Genomic DNA, 16,855 nt, shown 5'->3' with positions numbered 1-16,855 from the left:
ACGGCCTACGACCCGTTCGGCGCCGCATGGCCGAGAGCGACGGCCGCGCCGCCGGGCGAAGCGCTGGACGACGGGCTTGACGGCCTGTCCGCAGCGTCGGCGAGGTCCGTCAATGACGGCTCGCCGGCAGCGCGCGGCGCGGCGCCCCGGCGGGAGATGGCGTCACGCACGCGGGCGAAGCTCTCACCGAGGCGGCGGCCGAAGGCGGCGCGGTCGTCGGCCATCCGCAGGCCGAGGGCGGTCAGGCGCTCTTCCAGCGCGGCGTCCGACAGGACCTCGCGGTAGCGGACGAAGAACAGGTGCCGCAGCACGGCGGCCAGCACCAGCATCAGCCCGATGGATATGACGACGTCGGAGAGAAAATGCGCGCCGAAGGCGATGCGGTTCAGGCTCACCGCCGCCACGAAGATGGCCAGCGGGGCGCCGATCTGCCAGCGCCATTCACGCGGGACAAAGAGGATGAGCGGCAGCAGGCAGGCGGTGGTGGCGGCCTCGCCCGAGGAGAAGGAATGGTTGCCCAGACCCTGCATGCCGATCACCCAGGGCTTCTCGAAGACCCAAGGCCCGCCGAAATCGACCACGTTGATCGGCCGCGGCCGTCCCCAGAACGGCTTCAATATGCCGTTCACCAGCAAGGCGGGGCCGGCGAGGAAGAGGGCGATGAAGAACAGCGACAGGCGCGGCGGCAACAGGCTCGGCTTGGAGGGATAGGCCAGCTTCAGCGCCAGCGTCACCACCAGAACCAGGGGGAGCGTCAGCGACACGTTGGACGCAAAGGTGCGGAAGCTGTTGAGCGCCTCGATGCGGGAGGCGGGAAAGCCGCTCCCGGGCTCGAAGAACAGATGCGCGACGGCGAGGTCGATGCCGGAGACCAGATAGAACAGGCCCGAGACGGCCACAGTCAGACAAACGGCAGCAATCATCGGACACAAAAACCGCCTGAACGCGGCCGGCGGAGCGCTGTTGTCCCAGAGTGCCATTGTCGTTCGTGTCGGTTTCCGGAGTGAGAAACAGCAAAAGCACGCGTTGATGACGACCGAGTGAAGGATCGGCCACCGGCTCGCGTCGCGGCGCGCGCCTCTCGCGCACGGCCGTGGGGTCCGAAAGTGACCCAACGTCATGCACCATCTAAAAGATGTTGGTACTCCGTCTGAAAAGGTATTTCAAGGTGGGGTCGGCACAGGCCGCGTTGCGCCGGGCCGGCATAAAGCCGCAGCGATGACGCACTTCGCTTCCGGGCCGGATTTCCAGCCGTCAGCGCGCCGGGATGAGGCCGAGCGTGCGCAGATGCTGGAGGATCTCGCGTGCCGCCTCATCCGGCGGCGGATCGACCAGCAGGCGCCCGCCGCCGCTGGCGGATTCGGTCGCGGCCTTCAGCCGCTCGGCAGCGGTGGCACCGGGCGCGGCGCGGGCGATGAGCTTCGGGCGCGGGCGGTAGGGCCGCTGCTCGATGTCGCAGGGCGCGGGCGTGGAGGGCAGGCCGGCACGTGTTTCGGTCCGCCCGCGCCGCATGGCGGCGAAGGCGAAGGGAAGCGGCGGCGGGGCGGCGGGGTGGACGGTGACGATCGCCGGCAGGCGGATGATTAGCCGGCGCCGCGCCCCGCGCGCCAGCGCCTGCTCGACGACGAGGGTGCCGGGCTCCACGCCCGGCTCGAGCGCGGCGGCATCGGCGATGAGGGGCAGGCCGAGCGCGCGCGCCAGCGTGTAGGGCAGCAGGCCGGAATCCTCGCCGCCCTGTCCGGCGCGGCCGGCAAGGACGAGATCATAGGCTCCTTCCGACAGCGCGGCGGCGAGCCCGGGCGTCGGGTCCGCTGCGTCGTCCGTGCGCAGATGGACGAGGTGCTCCAGCCCGTGGCCGAGCACGTCGCGCAGCGGGCCGATATCCGGGCCGGCATGCAGGCCCGTGACCCCGCCGCCGAGATCGATGGCGAGGCGAAGTGCCTGAAGCTCCACCGTCACGGGCGCCGGGCGGGCGGAGACCGGGTGCCGGCCGGAAGAGAGCAGAATCGCGATCCTCATGGCTGTAGCTCCCGGTGCCGTGCTTCGTCTTGCAGCAGCTTCAGCAGCGCCGGCATCACCTTCTGCGCATCCGCCACCACGGCGAGGCTGGCGCGCTCGATCATCGCGGCGTGGAGGTCGGTGTTGACGGCGATGACGTGCTCGCACTTCGCCACGCCCTGCAGATGCTGGGGGGCGCCGGCGATGCCGAGGGCGAAATAGCCGCGCGCGTCGAGCACCGTGCCGGAGGCGCCGACCTGCGCGCTGCGCGGCATCAGCCCGGCGTCGCACAGCATGCGGCTGGCACCGGGCGTGGCGTTCAGCGCCGCGACCAGCGCGCGGAAGGCCTCAAAATCGCTGACGCCATTGCCGGCGGAGACCACGAAATCAGCTTCCGCCAGCGCCACCTTGGCGGGGTCGGCGGGGATGAAGCGGGCGGACAGAATGGCGCCGCCGGACGGTTCGGGAAAGGCGAACGCCACTGGCAGCGCCTCGTGCAGCATCCCCGCATGCGGCGCAATGGCGTCTTGCGCGAGGCTGATGAGGCGCGGCGGCGCACGGCGCTGCTCGACGCGCCGGCCACCGGCGGCGCGGGACACCGTCTTGGGCGAAAGGCTTTCGGCGGCGGCGAAGAAAGCCTCGCCCGCCAGCGCGGCGAGACGGCGGGCGAGGTCGCCGCCATCGGCGGTTTCCGGGAACAGCACGTGGCGCAGGTCCAGCGCGGCGAGCGCGGCACCGAGCGCCAGCGCCTTCGCCTCGGGATCGTAGCCGGCGACGGGAAGGGCCAGCACGCGGTCGGCCCCCGCCATGGCGAGTTCGTCGCCGGGCTGCTCGACAAGCGCAATCACGGCGCCGCCGCCGGCATCCGCCAGCAGCCGCGCCGCGCCGAAGAGCTGGCGGTCATGGGCGGAAAGGCGTCCGCCCGGCGCGTCCGGCACCACGGCGACCAGAAAGGCGGGATCGGCGATGACGCGAAGCGTCGGCGCGGTCTCCACCGGCGCCGCTGGTACAGGCGCTGCCAGGGCGACGGCGATGCGCTGGGCGCGGTCCAGCCGGCGGCGCAGCGCGCCGGGAACAAGAGCGAGCCGCTCTTCGGCGCGCGGGTCGCGGCGCAGGCGGCCGGCCAGCGGGGCGGTGGAGGCGAGATCGAAGCGCGGGCGGATGCCGCCGGCCACGCGATGGGCGGCGCGGGCGGTGCGCGGGTCCTTGCGCGGACGGCTCATGCGAGCGCCTCCGCCGGGCGGGACGGGACAGCGCGCTCCGCCGCCATTAGCACCAGCTCGGCGATGTCATGCACCTGCGGCCGCTCGCCGGCGACGCCTTCCAGCATGGCCGAGCATTGCGGGCAGGCCACCGCCACGATGCCGGCGCCGGTCGCCATCGCCTGTTCCATCCTGATATCGGGAATGCGCCGCTCGCCCTCGATGTCGGATACCGGCGCGCCGCCGCCGCCGCCGCAGCACATGGAGCGCTTGCCGGAGCGCTCCATCTCCCGCCGCTCGATGCCGAGCCGGTCGAGCAGGCGGCGCGGGGCGTCGACCTCGCCATTGTAGCGGCCGAGATAGCAGGGGTCGTGATAGGTGATGCGCGCGGCGTCCAGCGTGCCGAGGTCGAGCCGTCCCGCCGCCACCAGCTCGTCGAGAAAGGCGGTGTGGTGGACGACCTCATAGGCGCCGCCGAACTCCTTGTACTCGTTGCGCAAGGCGTGCAGCGCGTGCGGATCGGCGGTGAGGATGCGGCCGAACCGATAGCGCGCGAGGATGGCGACGTTGGCGCGGGCGAGGCGCTGGAAGCCCACTTCGTCGCCCAGCCGGCGAGCGAGGTCGCCGCAATCGCTTTCCTCCTCGCCGAGCACGGCGAAATCGACGCCGGCCTTCTGCAGCAGGGTGACGAGCGCGCGCAGGGTGCGGCCATAGCGCAGCTCGTAGGCCCCCTCGCCGAGCCAGAGCAGGATCTCCGCCTCGCCCCTCTGCGCGATCAGCGGCAAAGTGAGGCCGGCGGCAAAATCGGTGCGGGCCTTGAGCGGGCGCCCGCCGGGCTCGTCGGCATAGCGCGTTTCCATCAGCGGCGGCGCGGCCTTGGGCGGCACGGCGCCGAGCTCCAAAGTCTGGTAGCGGCGCAGGTCGATGATGGCGTCGACATGCTCGATCATCATCGGGCATTCCTCGACGCAGGCGCGGCAGGTGGTGCAGGACCACAGCGTGTCCGGGTGGATCATCGCGCCCTCGCCGACGATCGGCAGGCCCGGCCCGCCGATCCCGGCCACGGGACGGGCGTTCGGATAGGGGCTGCCGGCGTAAGCGCCGTTGGTGGCGTGGGGCTGGAGGGCGGCGGCGAGGTCCTGGATCAGGCGCTTGGGATTGAGCGGCTGGCCGGCGGCGAAGGCGGGGCAGGCGACCTCGCAGCGCCCGCACTGGATGCAGGCGTCGAAGCCGATCAGCCGGTTGAAGGCGAAATCCTCCGGCATGGCCACGCCGAGGCGCGGGGCGTCGAGGTCCAGCGGGGCGAGGGCAGTGGCGCGCTCGCCCTGAAAGCGGCCGGGGCGGGGATGGGCGACAAGATGGGCGGCGCCGGCGAAGGCATGGCGCATCGGGCCACGGTCGATCTGCAGGGCGAGGCCGAGGCCGCCGCCCGCCGCCAGCGCAAGGCCAGCCCAGCCGAGCGGGTGGAGGGCGCCGCCGAGGGACGCGTCCAGCGCGACGAGGAGGCCGCCGCCGGTATAGGCGGCCAGCAGGAAGGGCAGGATCTGGAACCGCCCGCCCGAAAGCCGCGCCGGTCTTTTCGGGTAGCGCCGTCGCCCGACCATCGCCCCGCCGGCAAAGGCCGCGGCGAAGGCCAGCGCGGTGAGCCACCAGAACGGCCGCGCGCCCCCCAGCGCCGGGACGAGGCCGAGCAGCGCCAGCCCTGATCCGCCCAGCAGCCCGCCGGCGGCCAGCGCATGCATGCGCGCGGCATACGGGTCGCGCCCGACGACATGGTGAACATCGACAAGGTAGCGCTTCGGCAAAGCGAGGAGGCCGGCGACCCAGTCGACCTCAGCCGCGCGGCCGATGTGCCACAGCCGCGCGCGCCGCACCGCCAGCGCGCCGGCGAGGAGCACCATGGCGAGGACGGTGAGGGAGAGGAGAAGGGCCACGTCAGTCATGGGCGGGCCTCGCGGGGGCGGCGCGGCCCCTCACCCGACCCTGCGGGCCGACCTCTCCCCGACGGGGAGAGGTGGAAGGGGAGACGGCGCACCAAGGGCTTCTCCCCGCCGGGGAGAGGGTGGGGTGAGGGGCCAGCGCGCCGCTGCCGGGCGAACGCCGTCAAGACCGGGCTTGGCCCGGTCATCCACGCCTGCGCGTCAGCGGCAAAGTCGTAGATCCCCGGGTCAAGTCCGGGGATGACGGTGTTAGAGCGGGAATTCCGTTCGCGGCACGCAGGCTCCGTCATTCCGGACGGCCGCAGGCCGAGCCGGGATCGCGTGCCGACAGATGCCCTTCCTGCGTGCGATCCCGGCTCTACGCCCTTTGGGCTCCGGCCGGGATGACGTCCCTCCACGGGGAAAGGCGTGCGCATGGACCCTCACAGATCCTTGCAGAGCCGGAGCGAATCGTAGAGCGCGGCGTGGATGTTGCGGCCGGTCCAGGCGTCGCCGACGCGATAGAGCGCGAAGCCGGGCTGGCCGCTCCAGCGCTGCGGGCGGCCTTCGATGAGCGCGTCGAGGTCGGTCTCGCCCTCATTGACGGAGGCGTTGCGCAAAGCCTCGAACAGGCTGTCCACCGGGAGCGTGCCGTAATCGACGACGACGCGGTCGACCACCCGCTCTTCCTCGGCGTCGGTCATGGTGTTGCGCAGGGCGGCGATGAGGCGGTTGCCTTCCGGGTAGATCTCGATCAGCTCCGTGTTCGGCGTCATGACCACGCCGAGCTTGTAGAGCTCGCGCAGATGCACCGGCTTGTTGGTGGTGCCGACCTCCTGGGCGATCTGCACGTCGTGCGTCACCATCTCGACCAAGCAGCCCTTTTTCGCCAGCGCCTCGGCGGTGGAGGCGGCGTTGTGGCCGCCGATCTCGTCGAACAGCAGCACCGAGCCGGTGGGCTCGACCTTGCCGGTGAGGATGTCCCAGGTCGAGACGGCGTGCTCGTGGCCCTTGGCGTGGCCGAGATTGGGCACGCCGCCGGTGGCCATGATGACCACGTCCGGCGCCTCGGCGGCGATGTCCTCAGCCGTCGCCGCGCGGCCGAGGCGCAGCTCGACGCCCTTCTTGGCGACCTGCGCGTGCAGCCAGCGCGGAATGCCCGACAGCGCCTCGCGCCAGGTGGCTTTCGCCGCGATGTTGACCTGCCCGCCGACCACCGGCTCCTTCTCGAACAGCACCACGCTGTGGCCACGCTCGGCGCAGACGCGGGCGGCTTCCAGCCCGGCCGGGCCGGCGCCGACGACCACCACCTTGCGCGCCACTTCCGCCCTGGCGATGACGTGCGGCATGGTGGCCTCGCGCCCCGTCGCCGCGTTCTGGATGCACAGCGCGTCGCCGCCGACATAGATGCGGTCGATGCAGTAGCCGGCGCCGACGCATTGGCGGATATCGTCGTCGCGGCCTTCCATCAGCTTCTTGACGAGGTGCGGATCGGCGATGTGGGCGCGGGTCATGGCGATCATGTCGACATGGCCCTCGGCGACGGCGCGGGCGCCGGTGGCGAGATCCGTTACGCGCTGGGCGTGGAAGATCGGCACGTCCACCTCGCGCTTGATGGCACTGGGCAGATAGAGGAAGGGCGCGACGGGGAAGGACATGTTGGGCAGGGAGACGGCGTGGGCCATCTCGTCCCGCGCCTGCCCGCCGACGACGTTGAGGAAATCGACAAGGCCGAGCTTCGCATATTCCGAGGCGATGGCGACGCAATCCTCATGGCTGAGGCCGTCGGCGATCAACTCGTCGCCGGACATGCGCATGCCGATGACATAGTCGTCGCCGGTGGCCTCGCGCATGGCGGTGAGCACTTCCTTGCCGAAGCGCATGCGGTTTTCGAGGCTGCCGCCATACTCATCCGTGCGCTGGTTGACCGAGGGGCTCCAGAACTGGTCGACCAGATGGCCGTGGGCGGCGGAAATCTCGCAGCCGTCGAGCCCGCCTTCCTTGCAGCGGCGGGCGGCGTCGGCGAAGGCCTTCACCACGCGGCGGATGTCGTTCTTGTCCATGGCGCGCGGCACGGTGCGCGAGGCCGGCTCGCGCCGCACCGAGGCGGAGATTGTCGGCAGCCAGTTCTCGGTGTCCCATTTGGTGCGCCGGCCCATATGGGTGAGCTGGATCATCAGCTTGGCGCCGTGGGCGTGCACGCGCTCGGCGAATTGCTGGAAATAGGGGATGACGCTGTCGTCGGTGACCGAGATCTGGTTCCACGGCGCGGCGGGGCTGTCGATGGCCACGGAGGACGAGCCGCCGAACATGGTCAGCCCGATGCCGCCCTTGGCCTTTTCCATGTGGTAGAGCTGGTAGCGCTCTTGTGGCTTGCCGTCCTTGCCGTAGCCCGGCGCGTGCGAGGTCGACATCACCCGGTTGCGGATGGTGAGGCCCTTGATCGTCAAGGGTTTGAGGAGTGCCTCGGCATTGGCGATCATGATGGTCGGCGCGCTCCTTCGCCTACGCATTCGAAACCCGATGCTGACACGATAGGTCGCATGCGCCTATGCCGGACAGAAGATTTGCGCCATCGCGCCGGTAGCGTTGCGACCGACGCCCTCACCGCAGCAGAATGCGCAGCGCCGACGGGCCCGCAAGCGCGAACACCAGCAGCGCCAGCGGCACCGCGAAGACGAATCCGGCATAGTTGAAGCCGACCGCGCCGACCACGCCGCCGCCGAAGAAGGCGGCGAGGAAATAGGCCAGCAGCCTCAGCTTCTCGCGGTCGGCCAGCACCAGCGGCCCGCCGGCAGCGCGCCGCCTCCGGTTGGAATAGAACAGCTTGCCGAGCTCGATGCCGATATCGGTGACGATGCCGGTCATGTGCGTGGTGCGGATCTTGGCGCCCGACATCTTGGTCACGGTGGCGTTCTGCAGGCCCATGATGAAGCACAGCACCGCCACGGCGAGGCCCAGCATGAAGCCGGACTGACGGGTGAAGGGGCCGATCGCGGCGAAGGCGAGCAGCAGGAAGGCCTCCAGCGTCAGGGGCAGCGAATATTCCCGCCCGGCGACATGCAGCCGGCCCCAATTGACGAGAACGGCCGATATGGCGGCGCCGAGCACAAAGGCGACCAGCGCACCGAAGCCGGCGAGGACGAGGTCCATGGCGCCGACCACTGCATGGTCGGCCGCCGAGGAGATGATGCCCGACATGTGCGAGGTGTACTGGCCGACCGCGAGCAGGCCGCCGGCATTGGTCGCGCCGGCAACGAAGGTCATGGGCAGGCCGAGCCGGGCGTCGGACAATGGCGTGCGCTCGGGCGCCAGCATGCCGGACGTCAGGTCGCTGTAGCGGGCGGCCAGCCTGCGATAGCCGGTCGGGTTCACGGGCGCATTCATCGGCGCATTCATGGGCGGTGCGCGGCAGGTTTCCGCGTTCCTCGGCTTGGGGCGATTTGCCCTGTGCAATTTATACCACGAACCGGGCCGCACCATAGCGCCGCCTGCGGCGCCTTCAGTTCCCCGGTCGGGCCGGGGGCGGCGGCAGCGCCTCGCGCCGCTCGCGGCTGGGCGGGCGCCCGAAATGGCGGGCATAGGCGGTGGAGAAATGCGCCGCCGACTGGAAGCCGCAGGCGAGGCCGACATCGGTGACCGGCAGCGGCGACAGTCGCAGCAATTCGCGCGCCCGCTCCAGCCGCAGGCGCAGCTGATAGGCGGCCGGGGCGACGCCGAGATGGCGCTGGAAAAGCCGCTCCAGCTGGCGGGCGGAAACGCCGAGCCGATTGGCGATGCCTGAGACGCCGAGCGGCTGCTCGATGGCCGCCTCCATCAGCCGCACCGCGCGGGCCAGCGTCGGGTCCGGCAGCAGCGGGCGCGGGCGGGCCGCGACCTTTTCCGCCCGGCGCGGGGCGCGGTCGACAATGAACTGCTCGGACACCTTGTCCGCCAGTGCCCGGCCGCCCTTCGCCTCGATCAGCGTCAGCATCATTTCCAGCGGCGCCACGCCACCGGTGCAGGTGAGCCGGTCGCGGTCGATGACGAAGGCTTCCTCGACAAAGTCGATCTGCGGGAATTCCTCGCGGATGGCGGGGAGATTCTCCCAGTGGACGGCGCAGCGGTAGAAATCGAGCAGCCCAGCCTCGGCCAGCACGAAGCTGCCGGTGCACAGCGCGCCGAGCGCGACGCCGCGCCGGCCGAGGCGGCGCAGCGTGTCGGCGACGGCGGGCGTGGCGGCGTGGCGCACATCGATGCCGCCGCAGACCAGCAGCAGATCGAACGGCCCGGCCTCGGGCAGGGCGTGGGTCGGCGAGAGGGTGAGGCCGTTGCTGGCGACGGCCGGCGTGCCGTCGGGCGTGACGATGCGCCAGGAATAGAGATCGCCCTCGGCCACGTAATTGGCCATGCGCAGCGCTTCCAGCGCGTTGGCGCAGGCGATCATCGAATGGTTCGGCAGGGTCAGGAAGCCGATATGCGACAGCGAGGCGGGGTCGAGCACGTCAGAGGCACCCGGGGGATGTTTGCCGAATGTTGCGGCGGATCATGTTCGGAGAAGGGCGCGCAGGATTACCCCTGCTTGGTCACCAGGGCGCGCCAATCATGCCGCAAAATGGTCGCCAATGCAGGGGGAAATGAGCCTCGACAACCGGGGGATTCTTTCCATGCGTTTCATCACGGGCTCGCGCTCCACCTTCCAGTCCTGGCTGCCCGGCCGTATCATGCTGCCGGTGGGCTTCGCGCTCGCTATCGCCGCCGGCACCTATGTCATCGCCGAGGGCAATGGCTATGCGCGCGGCAAGGCCGACGAGGCCGGGGCGCGGCAGGCGCAGGAGAGCGTGAAGACGCTCGCCCGGCTGGTGGCGCTGCCGCCCGATCTCGCGGAGGAGCCGACCGAGAAGAGCGACCGGCTCGACATTCCCACCATGATCCGCGCGATCGAGCCCAATGCGGTCTACAAGCCGACGCACAAGACGGCGAAAGCGCCCTCGGCCGCGCCGCGGCTTGCGAGCGTTTCGGCCACCGCTGAAGCCCCGCTTTCCAGCGATATCACGGCGGCCTCGCTGCCGGCGGGGGTGGAGCGCTTCGACCAGTGCGGCGCCCGCTGCGACAGCCGCGACCCGATGGTGACGCACACCTCCTATCCCGTGGTGGTCGGCGCCCAGCAGATGCCGCCCGAAACCTCCGCTACGCCGGCGCAGCCGCTCGACCTGGCGTCCGCCGGCACGGGCATCGTGCCGCCGGCGCCGGTTGTCGCCCGGGCAACGGAAAAGGAGGAGGGCTTCCTTGGCCTGCCGCCGATCCCGACCGCGACGGAGATCGTCGAGGGCACCACGCGTGCCTATGACGGCATGAAGCAGGCGGTGAACGGCGCGCTCGACCTCTGGCGCTGAGGTTTCGGGAGGCCGTCATCCCGGACGGAGCCGGAGGCTTCGAGCCGGGATCGTTCGCCAACTTCGCTAACACTCCCAGGCGATCCCGGACAGGGCCTGCGGCCCTTCCGGGATGACGTGGGGTGCGTCCTTTCAGCGATCCACCACGAGGTCGCTCGTCGGCTTCGAGCAGCAGAGCAGCGCCATGCCGGCGTCGATTTCGCGCTGGCGGATGCCGCCGCCATGCTTCATCTCGACGGTGCCGGAGACCAGCTTCGACTTGCAGGTGCCGCACAGCCCCTTCGAACAGGAGGAGGGCAGGCGCACCCCGGCGCGGCGCGCCGCGTCCAGCACGAACATGTCCGAGCGGCACTCGATGGAGCGCTTCTGCTTGGCGAATTCGATGGTGTAGGTGACGACAGGCGCTTCCAGCGCCTCGGGAATCGCCTGCAGCAACTCGGCGGAGACCACCTCGGCGGCGATTTCGGGCTCGGCTTTGGCCAGCTCGGCGAAGTCGAAGCTCTCCTCATGATGGCGGGACATGTCGTAGCCCGCGCCCTTCAGCATTTCCCGCACCGCCTTCATGAACGGCGCCGGGCCGCAGACGAAGATTTCGCGCTGGCGAAAATCGGGCGCGACATGTTCGAGCACGCCGAGGCTGACCCGGCCGCGCAGGCCGTGCCACGGCGCGCGCACGCTGTCCGCCTCGCATACCGGGGCGAAGCGGAACAGGCCGGGCTGGTTGCGCGCCATCAGCTCCAGCTCGTCGCGGAAGATGATGTCGGCCGGCGAGCGGGCGGCGTGGACGAAGACGATGTCGCGCGGCGCGCCGAGATCGTGAAAGGTGCGGGCCATCGACATGAGCGGGGTGATGCCGCTGCCGCCCGACAGGAACAGATATGTCGGCGCCGGTGCCGGCGTGCCCTGCGCGAAGCACGAGAACTCCCCCATCGGCCCTACCGCGCGCAGCACCGAGCCGACCGTGACATTGTCGTGCAGATGGTTCGACACCGGGCCGCCCGGCACGCGCTTCACCGTGATGGCGATGGTGTGCGGACGCGTCGGCGCGGAGGCGATGGTGTAGCAGCGGTTGACGCTCTCGCCGCCGATCTCCAGCTCCAGCGTGAGGAACTGGCCGGGCAGATAGCGAAACACGCACGGGTCCCTCGGCGCCAGCACGAAGGTTTTCACGTCCGCCGTCTCCTCGCGAATGGCGAGGACGATGAGCGCGTCGTCGGCTTCCGGGTTCCACTCCGCCAGCGCGCCGGTGAGGCGCAGCGCGGCGGGGTCGGGCAGGACGGTGGGGGTGGCGGCGTCCATGGTCGATTGTCCTGATGCGACCTCATCCTGAGGTGCGAGCGAAGCGAGCCTCGAAGGATGCTCGTCCCAAGGGGGTTTTCTGTCGGCATCCGTCGAGGCCGCCTGCGGCGGCACCTCAGGATGACGGTCTTGCCGGGCTCGAAGCCACGACACGGCCGATCCGGGATCGCCGGAAAATTGGGGAGCGATCCCGGCTCTCGCTTCGCTCGGCCGGGATGACGAACCGAGCCGGGACGGGGGGTGACCCCGCCTCCGCCCTCAGCGTCCCAGATGCGCGCTCATGCGGTTGATGTACCAGTTGCAGAACTTGTCCACGAGCATCTCGGTGTGCGGGGAGTAGGGGCCGGGCTCGTAGGCCGGGCTGCGGGCGCCGTCCTGGCAGTAGCCGACCAGCGTGGAATCCTGATCGTTGGTGGCGTCCCACACGCCGACGAGGTTTTCGAGGTCGTAATCCACGCCCTCGACCGCGTCCTTGTGCACCAGCCACTTGGTGCGCAGCAGCGAGCGCTCGGCGTCGAGCGGCAGCACCGAGAACACCACCGCATGGTCGGACATGAAGTGGTGCCAGGAGTTCGGCTGGGTCCAGAAATGCAGCGCGCCGTGGCGGGGATCGTTGATCGTGCCGAGCAGCTTCTTGCACGCCGCCCTGGTGTCGTTGGTGTGGCTCTCGCCGTCGCCCGCCAGCGGCAGGCGCTCGGTGCGGAAGCCGGTCGCCATGTCGTCGAGATGCTCCATCATGGTGGAGGGAAAGCCACAGCTCTCCCATTCGCGATGGCTCGCCTTCAGCAGCTTGTCGTAATCCTCGGCTTCCTTGCGCTCGTGCTCGTCGAGCTCCTCGGGCGCGAAGCCGAAGCCATAGGCGAAGAGCGGCACGGTGAGCTCGGGATGGTTGCCCGCGCAGTGATAGCACTCGCGGTTGTTCTCCATGGTGAGCTTCCAGTTGCCCGGCTCGATGATGTCCTTCTCGAAGGCGACCTTGGCGTTCTTCAGGTCGTGCGGGGCAAGATAGGGCGCCATCTTCGCCGCCATCACGTCGAAATCGGCCGGCGGCTCGTCCGACAGGCAGATGAAGAGGAGACCTTCCAGCGAGCGCACATGCACCGGCTTCAGGCCATGGCAGGACGGATCGAAATTGTCGCCCATATGAGAGGCGGCGAGCAGCTTGCCGTCGAGGCCATAGGTCCAGGAATGGTAGCGGCAGACGAGGTTGCCGACCGTGGTCTTGTAGTCGTGGACGATCGGCGCGCCGCGGTGACGGCAGACATTGTGGAAGGCGCGCACGTTCATGTCGTCGTCGCGCACCAGGAAAATGCTGGCCTTGCCGATGTTCAGGGTCATGGCGTCGCCCGGCTCGGGGACATCGGGGTCGACGCCGACGAAGATCCAGTGATGGCCGAAGATCACGTCCATGTCGGCCTCGAAGATCTCGGGGCTGATGTAGAACGGCGCTTCAAGGCTGTAGCCCGGCTTGCGGCGGCGCAGCAGCGCCTTCAGCGGGGTGGAGGTGGAATCCAGCATGGTCTGTTCTCCCTCGCGCGGGTCCCGGGCCCGCTTGTCGCGTCGTCTGGAATTGTTCGACGGAAGCGCGCTTGCGACTTTCTCCAATGCGACAGGAGGTTTGCTGGAAGCGACATTCCCCGCGACGGGGGGAGAAAGAGAAGGGACGGCACGCGGGCGCGCCGTCCCCTGTGATGGCTCAGATGGCGTCGGCGCTCACATGGCGGGCAGGATGGCGATGTCGTGCACCTTGCCCGAGACGCCGGCGATCTTGGCCGCAGCGGTGGCCTTGCCGGTGGCGAGATCGACCGAATAGAGCGTGTCGCCGGCCATCAGCCAGGCCGCATTGGTGCCGGGCGCGCTGGCGACGATGTCGAAGGCGAAGCTGTCGCCGGTGACGCCGAGCTTGCCGACGGAGTTGAGCACGCCGTCATTGGGCGGGGCCTGCTTCACGAGCGTGCCGGCGGTGGCGTCGATGTCGTAGAGCGCGGTCTCCTTGGCGCCCTTCATCGAATTGGTGTAGGCGCCGGCGACGACCTTCGAGGCCTTGCCCTTGTGCATGTCCCCCTCGGCATATTTCAGCGCGCCATCGGTCGTCACCTTGCCGTCGTCGACATTGGCGCGAAGATTGGTGCCGTCGCTGCCGATGACGCGCAGGCGATCCGCGACCGGGTTGAAGTCGACAGTGGCCATGGAGCCGGCCGGCAGCATGGTGTCGAGCGTGGACTTCTTGGTGGCCTTGCCGCTCATCGGGTCGATGGTGACGACGGTGCCGTCGGCGAACAGGCCGTAGAGCATGCCGTCGGCGGGGCGCACATCGATGCCGACGAGCTTGCCTTCGCCGGCGATCTTCATCGGCGTGCCGACCTTGGCGGCCTTGACGTCGACGATGGCGATCATGTTGCCATCCATCAGGGCGGCGACGTTCTGGGCCTGCGCTCCGGTGGAGGCGAGGGCGAGGCCGGTGAAGGTGACGGCGCTGAAGGTGAGGGCGATCATCGAGCTTTTCATGGGGCGTACTCCGTTTCGTGCCGATCCCGTGTCGGCTTGACGAAGCGGCTACACGCGAGATCGGCCGGCGGATGCAGCAGGAGGCGAAAAAATCTCGGGTGATTGCATCCGAAACCGCAGCTGCGGCGTAAGAGTAACAAGCCTTACTTTGCGGGAGCCGCCCGATGACGACCCTGCTGCCGACCGCCTATGGCGCTGCCGATGATGAGCTTGCGGAGGCGCTGCGCGGCTGCGCGCGCGGCGAGCGCGCCGGGCTGCACCGGATCTATGAGCAGCTGGCGCCTGGCATGACCGGCGTCGCCCTGCGCATGCTGCGCCGTCGCGACCTCGCCGACGAGGTGGTGCACGACACCTTCCTGCGCATCTGGGAGAAGGCAGACAGCTTCGACGCGGCGCGCGGCAAGCCTTCCTCCTGGGCGTTCGCCATCCTGCGCAACACCGCGCTGAACGTGCTGCGCGGCGAAAAGCGTACGGAGCTGGTCGACAGTTTCGAGGCGATCGAGCCCGCCAGCGAGGAGGCCGACGCCGAGACCATGGTGCTGGCGCTGTCCGAGGCGAGCGCGCTGCGGCGCTGCCTCGCCCGGCTGGAGCCGATGCGGCGCAAGGCGATCCTGCTCGCCTATATGCGCGGTCTGACCCATGGCGAGTTGGCCGGAAGGCTCGGCGTTCCGCTCGGCACCGCGAAGGCATGGATCCGGCGCAGCCTGCTCATCCTGCGGGAGTGCATGACATGAGCGCCGACGAGCGCGACCGGCTGGCCAGCGAATATGTGCTCGGCCTGCTCGACCCCGAGGAAATGCGGCTGTGCGAGGAGCGGCTGGAGCGCGATGCCGGCCTTGTCGTGCAGGTCGATCTGTGGCGGGCGCGGCTCGCCGAGCTCGACGCCACCGCCGCGCCGGTGACGCCCGACCCGGCGCAGTGGGCGCGCATCGAGGCGGCGCTCAGGCCGGTGGCGGCCGTGCCGCCCAAGCCCCGCCCGGCGGCGGCCCGCCCCTCGCGCATGGCGCACTGGTGGGACAGCCTCGGGCTGTGGCGCGGCTATGGGCTGGCGGCCTCCGCCGCCTTGGTGCTGCTCGCCCTCGGCACGGCGCATCTGGCGCGGCAGGCCGCCCAGGCGCCGGTGCTGGTGGCGGTGCTGCTCTCCGATGAGAACCAGCCGGCGGCGGTGGTGAACGCCTTCCGCGACGGCCGCACCGAGCTTCTGGCGCTGAGCGCGCTCAAGGCGCCGGCCGGCAAGTCGCTGCAGGTGTGGACCTTGTGGGACCGCGCGCGCGGGCCGGTGTCGGTGGGCCTGCTGGAGGCGATGGACAATGTGCAGCTGAGCGTCGAGGGCCTGCCGCGCCCGGCCGTCGAGCAGCTCTATGAGGTGACGCTGGAACCGGCCGGCGGCTCGCCCACCGGCCGCCCGACCGGGCCGATCCTGATGAAGGGCAATGCCAGCCCAACCGGCGCCGGCATCTGACCGACGCGCGCCCTAGTCGAACAGCCGGTGGCCGGCGACGCTCTGGGCCGCCGGGCCCGGCGTGCGGGCACGGGCGTCGGACGGGGTGAAGCCGTGCTGCGCCTTGAACTGGCGGGAGAAATGCGCGCAGTCGGAAAAGCCGGCCTCAAGCGCGATATCGGTCACCGAGCGGCCCGTCGTGTCGAGCAGGAAGCGGGCATAGCGCAGCCGCAGGCGCCGGTAGAACTCCGCCGGCCGCTGGCCCATCACGGTTTGGAACAGGCGCTCCAGCTGGCGGGTGGAGAGTTGCAGCCGGCGGGAAATATCGGCGATGGGCAGCGGGTCGGCGAGGTGCTGCTCCATCATCAGCAGCGCCCGGCGCACGCGGTCATCGGCCACAAGGTCGGCGATCGGCGGGTGCGGCTGGGATTCGGTGCCGGGGCGCTGGCGGTCCAGTAACAGCACATGGCGGCTTTTCTGGGCGATGGAGCGGCCGAGGAACTTCTCCACCAGCGCCGTGGCGAGGTCCGCCGCGCCGCCGCCGCCGGCACAGGTGATGCGGTCGCCATCGATGACATAGAGCCGGTCCGCCACCGGGGTGTGGTGCGGAAACTCCTCCATGAAATCCTGATAGTGGTACCAGGAGACGCAGCAGCGCCGCCCGGTCATCAGCCCGGCGCGGGCCAGCACGAAGCTGCCGGTGCACACCCCGACCAGCGGCACGCCGGCGCGGGCGGCGCGCTTGAGATAGGCGATGCTCTCCTCATCGAGCTGCTGACCGCCATGCAGCAGGCCGCCGACGACAATGATGTAGGCGAAGTTCGCGGGGTCGGTGAGCGGGCCGGAGGGCGCCACGGTGATGCCGCAGCTGGCGCGGATCGGCTCCGGGCGGGACGACATGACCTGCCAGCGGGCGAGGATGGGGCGCGAGCGGTCGCCATCATCGGCGGCGAGGCGCAGCTGGTCGACGATGAGCGAGAAGGCCGACAGGGTGAAATTGTCGGCGAGGATGAAGCCGACATTCAGCGCCGGCGCGGCCGCCGCTTGCGACGGGTTGGTCATCGTCAGGGAGTTCGGTCGCTGATGGTTCATGGCCTGCTCCTGGCAGCACCA

14 protein-coding genes are annotated in these 16,855 nt (G+C 70.0%); 3 read left to right on the top strand and 11 right to left on the bottom strand.

Annotated features, from left to right (window positions below; translation table 11 throughout):
- Nucleotides 1–5: 5 nt before the first annotated feature.
- From ACQY76_RS01650 to ACQY76_RS01620, 7 genes are all read right to left on the bottom strand, one after another.
- Nucleotides 6–923 (bottom strand): phosphatase PAP2 family protein, encoded by a 918-nt coding sequence (locus tag ACQY76_RS01650; protein ID WP_428031190.1) that lies wholly within the window; start codon nt 921–923, stop codon nt 6–8.
- Nucleotides 924–1,254: 331 nt separating this feature from the next.
- A complete protein-coding gene (locus ACQY76_RS01645; protein WP_428031189.1) occupies nt 1,255–2,019 on the bottom strand; it encodes an electron transfer flavoprotein subunit beta in 765 nt (254 codons plus the stop codon).
- Nucleotides 2,016–3,221, bottom strand: a complete 1,206-nt coding sequence (locus ACQY76_RS01640) for an electron transfer flavoprotein subunit alpha/FixB family protein (protein WP_428031188.1) — start codon at nt 3,219–3,221, stop codon at nt 2,016–2,018. Before ACQY76_RS01640 ends, ACQY76_RS01645 begins: the two co-directional genes overlap by 4 nt.
- Nucleotides 3,218–5,143, bottom strand: a complete 1,926-nt coding sequence (locus ACQY76_RS01635; protein WP_428031187.1) for a DUF3483 domain-containing protein — start codon at nt 5,141–5,143, stop codon at nt 3,218–3,220. The genes ACQY76_RS01640 and ACQY76_RS01635 overlap by 4 nt, the downstream gene beginning before the upstream one ends.
- A 419-nt stretch (nt 5,144–5,562) precedes the next feature.
- Nucleotides 5,563–7,602: an FAD-dependent oxidoreductase gene (locus ACQY76_RS01630; RefSeq protein ID WP_428031186.1), complete on the bottom strand. Its 2,040-nt coding sequence runs from the start codon at nt 7,600–7,602 to the stop codon at nt 5,563–5,565.
- Between the two features lie 121 nt (nt 7,603–7,723).
- On the bottom strand, nt 7,724–8,506 hold the full coding sequence (locus tag ACQY76_RS01625) for a YoaK family protein (RefSeq protein ID WP_428031185.1): 783 nt from the start codon (nt 8,504–8,506) through the stop codon (nt 7,724–7,726).
- Nucleotides 8,507–8,621: 115 nt separating this feature from the next.
- Nucleotides 8,622–9,602, bottom strand: a complete 981-nt coding sequence (locus ACQY76_RS01620; RefSeq protein WP_428031184.1) for a GlxA family transcriptional regulator — start codon at nt 9,600–9,602, stop codon at nt 8,622–8,624.
- 163 nt (nt 9,603–9,765) lie between these two features.
- On the opposite strand from ACQY76_RS01620, the gene ACQY76_RS01615 reads away from it, so the two are divergent.
- The gene (locus ACQY76_RS01615; RefSeq protein ID WP_428031183.1) at nt 9,766–10,494 is read left to right on the top strand and encodes a hypothetical protein; all 729 of its coding nucleotides are present in this window, start codon (nt 9,766–9,768) and stop codon (nt 10,492–10,494) included.
- Nucleotides 10,495–10,626: 132 nt separating this feature from the next.
- On the opposite strand, the gene ACQY76_RS01610 is transcribed toward ACQY76_RS01615, so the two are convergent.
- The 3 genes from ACQY76_RS01610 to ACQY76_RS01600 form a co-directional block, all read right to left on the bottom strand.
- A complete protein-coding gene (locus ACQY76_RS01610; protein WP_428031182.1) occupies nt 10,627–11,793 on the bottom strand; it encodes a 2Fe-2S iron-sulfur cluster-binding protein in 1,167 nt (388 codons plus the stop codon).
- A gap of 258 nt (nt 11,794–12,051) precedes the next feature.
- Nucleotides 12,052–13,311 (bottom strand): aromatic ring-hydroxylating oxygenase subunit alpha, encoded by a 1,260-nt coding sequence (locus ACQY76_RS01605; protein ID WP_428031181.1) that lies wholly within the window; start codon nt 13,309–13,311, stop codon nt 12,052–12,054.
- A 195-nt stretch (nt 13,312–13,506) separates the two neighbouring features.
- A complete protein-coding gene (locus ACQY76_RS01600) occupies nt 13,507–14,301 on the bottom strand; it encodes a DUF4394 domain-containing protein (protein WP_428031180.1) in 795 nt (264 codons plus the stop codon).
- Between the two features lie 164 nt (nt 14,302–14,465).
- On the opposite strand from ACQY76_RS01600, the gene ACQY76_RS01595 reads away from it, so the two are divergent.
- Both ACQY76_RS01595 and ACQY76_RS01590 read left to right on the top strand, forming a co-directional pair.
- Entirely contained in the window at nt 14,466–15,035 is a 570-nt protein-coding gene (locus tag ACQY76_RS01595; protein WP_428031179.1) for a sigma-70 family RNA polymerase sigma factor, read from the top strand.
- On the top strand, nt 15,032–15,763 hold the full coding sequence (locus tag ACQY76_RS01590) for an anti-sigma factor (protein ID WP_428031178.1): 732 nt from the start codon (nt 15,032–15,034) through the stop codon (nt 15,761–15,763). The genes ACQY76_RS01595 and ACQY76_RS01590 overlap by 4 nt, the downstream gene beginning before the upstream one ends.
- A 12-nt stretch (nt 15,764–15,775) precedes the next feature.
- Here ACQY76_RS01590 and ACQY76_RS01585 read toward each other — a convergent pair whose 3' ends face one another.
- On the bottom strand, nt 15,776–16,834 hold the full coding sequence (locus ACQY76_RS01585) for a GlxA family transcriptional regulator (RefSeq protein WP_428031177.1): 1,059 nt from the start codon (nt 16,832–16,834) through the stop codon (nt 15,776–15,778).
- Nucleotides 16,835–16,855: the final 21 nt, after the last annotated feature.

This window comes from Ancylobacter sp. (assembly GCF_965279025.1).
In the GTDB taxonomy this organism is placed as follows: Bacteria; Pseudomonadota; Alphaproteobacteria; order Rhizobiales; family Xanthobacteraceae; genus Ancylobacter.
The sequence above is the reverse complement of the archived record's forward strand: the minus strand, read 5'-3'. Positions and strand labels throughout refer to the sequence as shown.

Excerpts from the sequence above, each read along its gene's own strand:
- ACQY76_RS01640 (WP_428031188.1), bottom strand. The coding sequence starts at position 3,221 with ATGAGCCGTCCGCGCAAGGACCCGCGCACCGCCCGCGCCGCCCATCGC.
- ACQY76_RS01605 (WP_428031181.1), bottom strand. The coding sequence starts at position 13,311 with ATGCTGGATTCCACCTCCACCCCGCTGAAGGCGCTGCTGCGCCGCCGC.
- ACQY76_RS01625 (WP_428031185.1), bottom strand. The coding sequence starts at position 8,506 with ATGAATGCGCCCGTGAACCCGACCGGCTATCGCAGGCTGGCCGCCCGC.
- ACQY76_RS01650 (WP_428031190.1), bottom strand. The coding sequence starts at position 923 with ATGATTGCTGCCGTTTGTCTGACTGTGGCCGTCTCGGGCCTGTTCTAT.
- ACQY76_RS01610 (WP_428031182.1), bottom strand. The coding sequence starts at position 11,793 with ATGGACGCCGCCACCCCCACCGTCCTGCCCGACCCCGCCGCGCTGCGC.
- ACQY76_RS01630 (WP_428031186.1), bottom strand. The coding sequence starts at position 7,602 with ATGATCGCCAATGCCGAGGCACTCCTCAAACCCTTGACGATCAAGGGC.
- ACQY76_RS01645 (WP_428031189.1), bottom strand. The coding sequence starts at position 2,019 with ATGAGGATCGCGATTCTGCTCTCTTCCGGCCGGCACCCGGTCTCCGCC.
- ACQY76_RS01585 (WP_428031177.1), bottom strand. The coding sequence starts at position 16,834 with ATGAACCATCAGCGACCGAACTCCCTGACGATGACCAACCCGTCGCAA.
- ACQY76_RS01635 (WP_428031187.1), bottom strand. The coding sequence starts at position 5,143 with ATGACTGACGTGGCCCTTCTCCTCTCCCTCACCGTCCTCGCCATGGTG.
- ACQY76_RS01595 (WP_428031179.1), top strand. The coding sequence starts at position 14,466 with ATGACGACCCTGCTGCCGACCGCCTATGGCGCTGCCGATGATGAGCTT.
- ACQY76_RS01600 (WP_428031180.1), bottom strand. The coding sequence starts at position 14,301 with ATGAAAAGCTCGATGATCGCCCTCACCTTCAGCGCCGTCACCTTCACC.
- ACQY76_RS01590 (WP_428031178.1), top strand. The coding sequence starts at position 15,032 with ATGAGCGCCGACGAGCGCGACCGGCTGGCCAGCGAATATGTGCTCGGC.
- ACQY76_RS01615 (WP_428031183.1), top strand. The coding sequence starts at position 9,766 with ATGCGTTTCATCACGGGCTCGCGCTCCACCTTCCAGTCCTGGCTGCCC.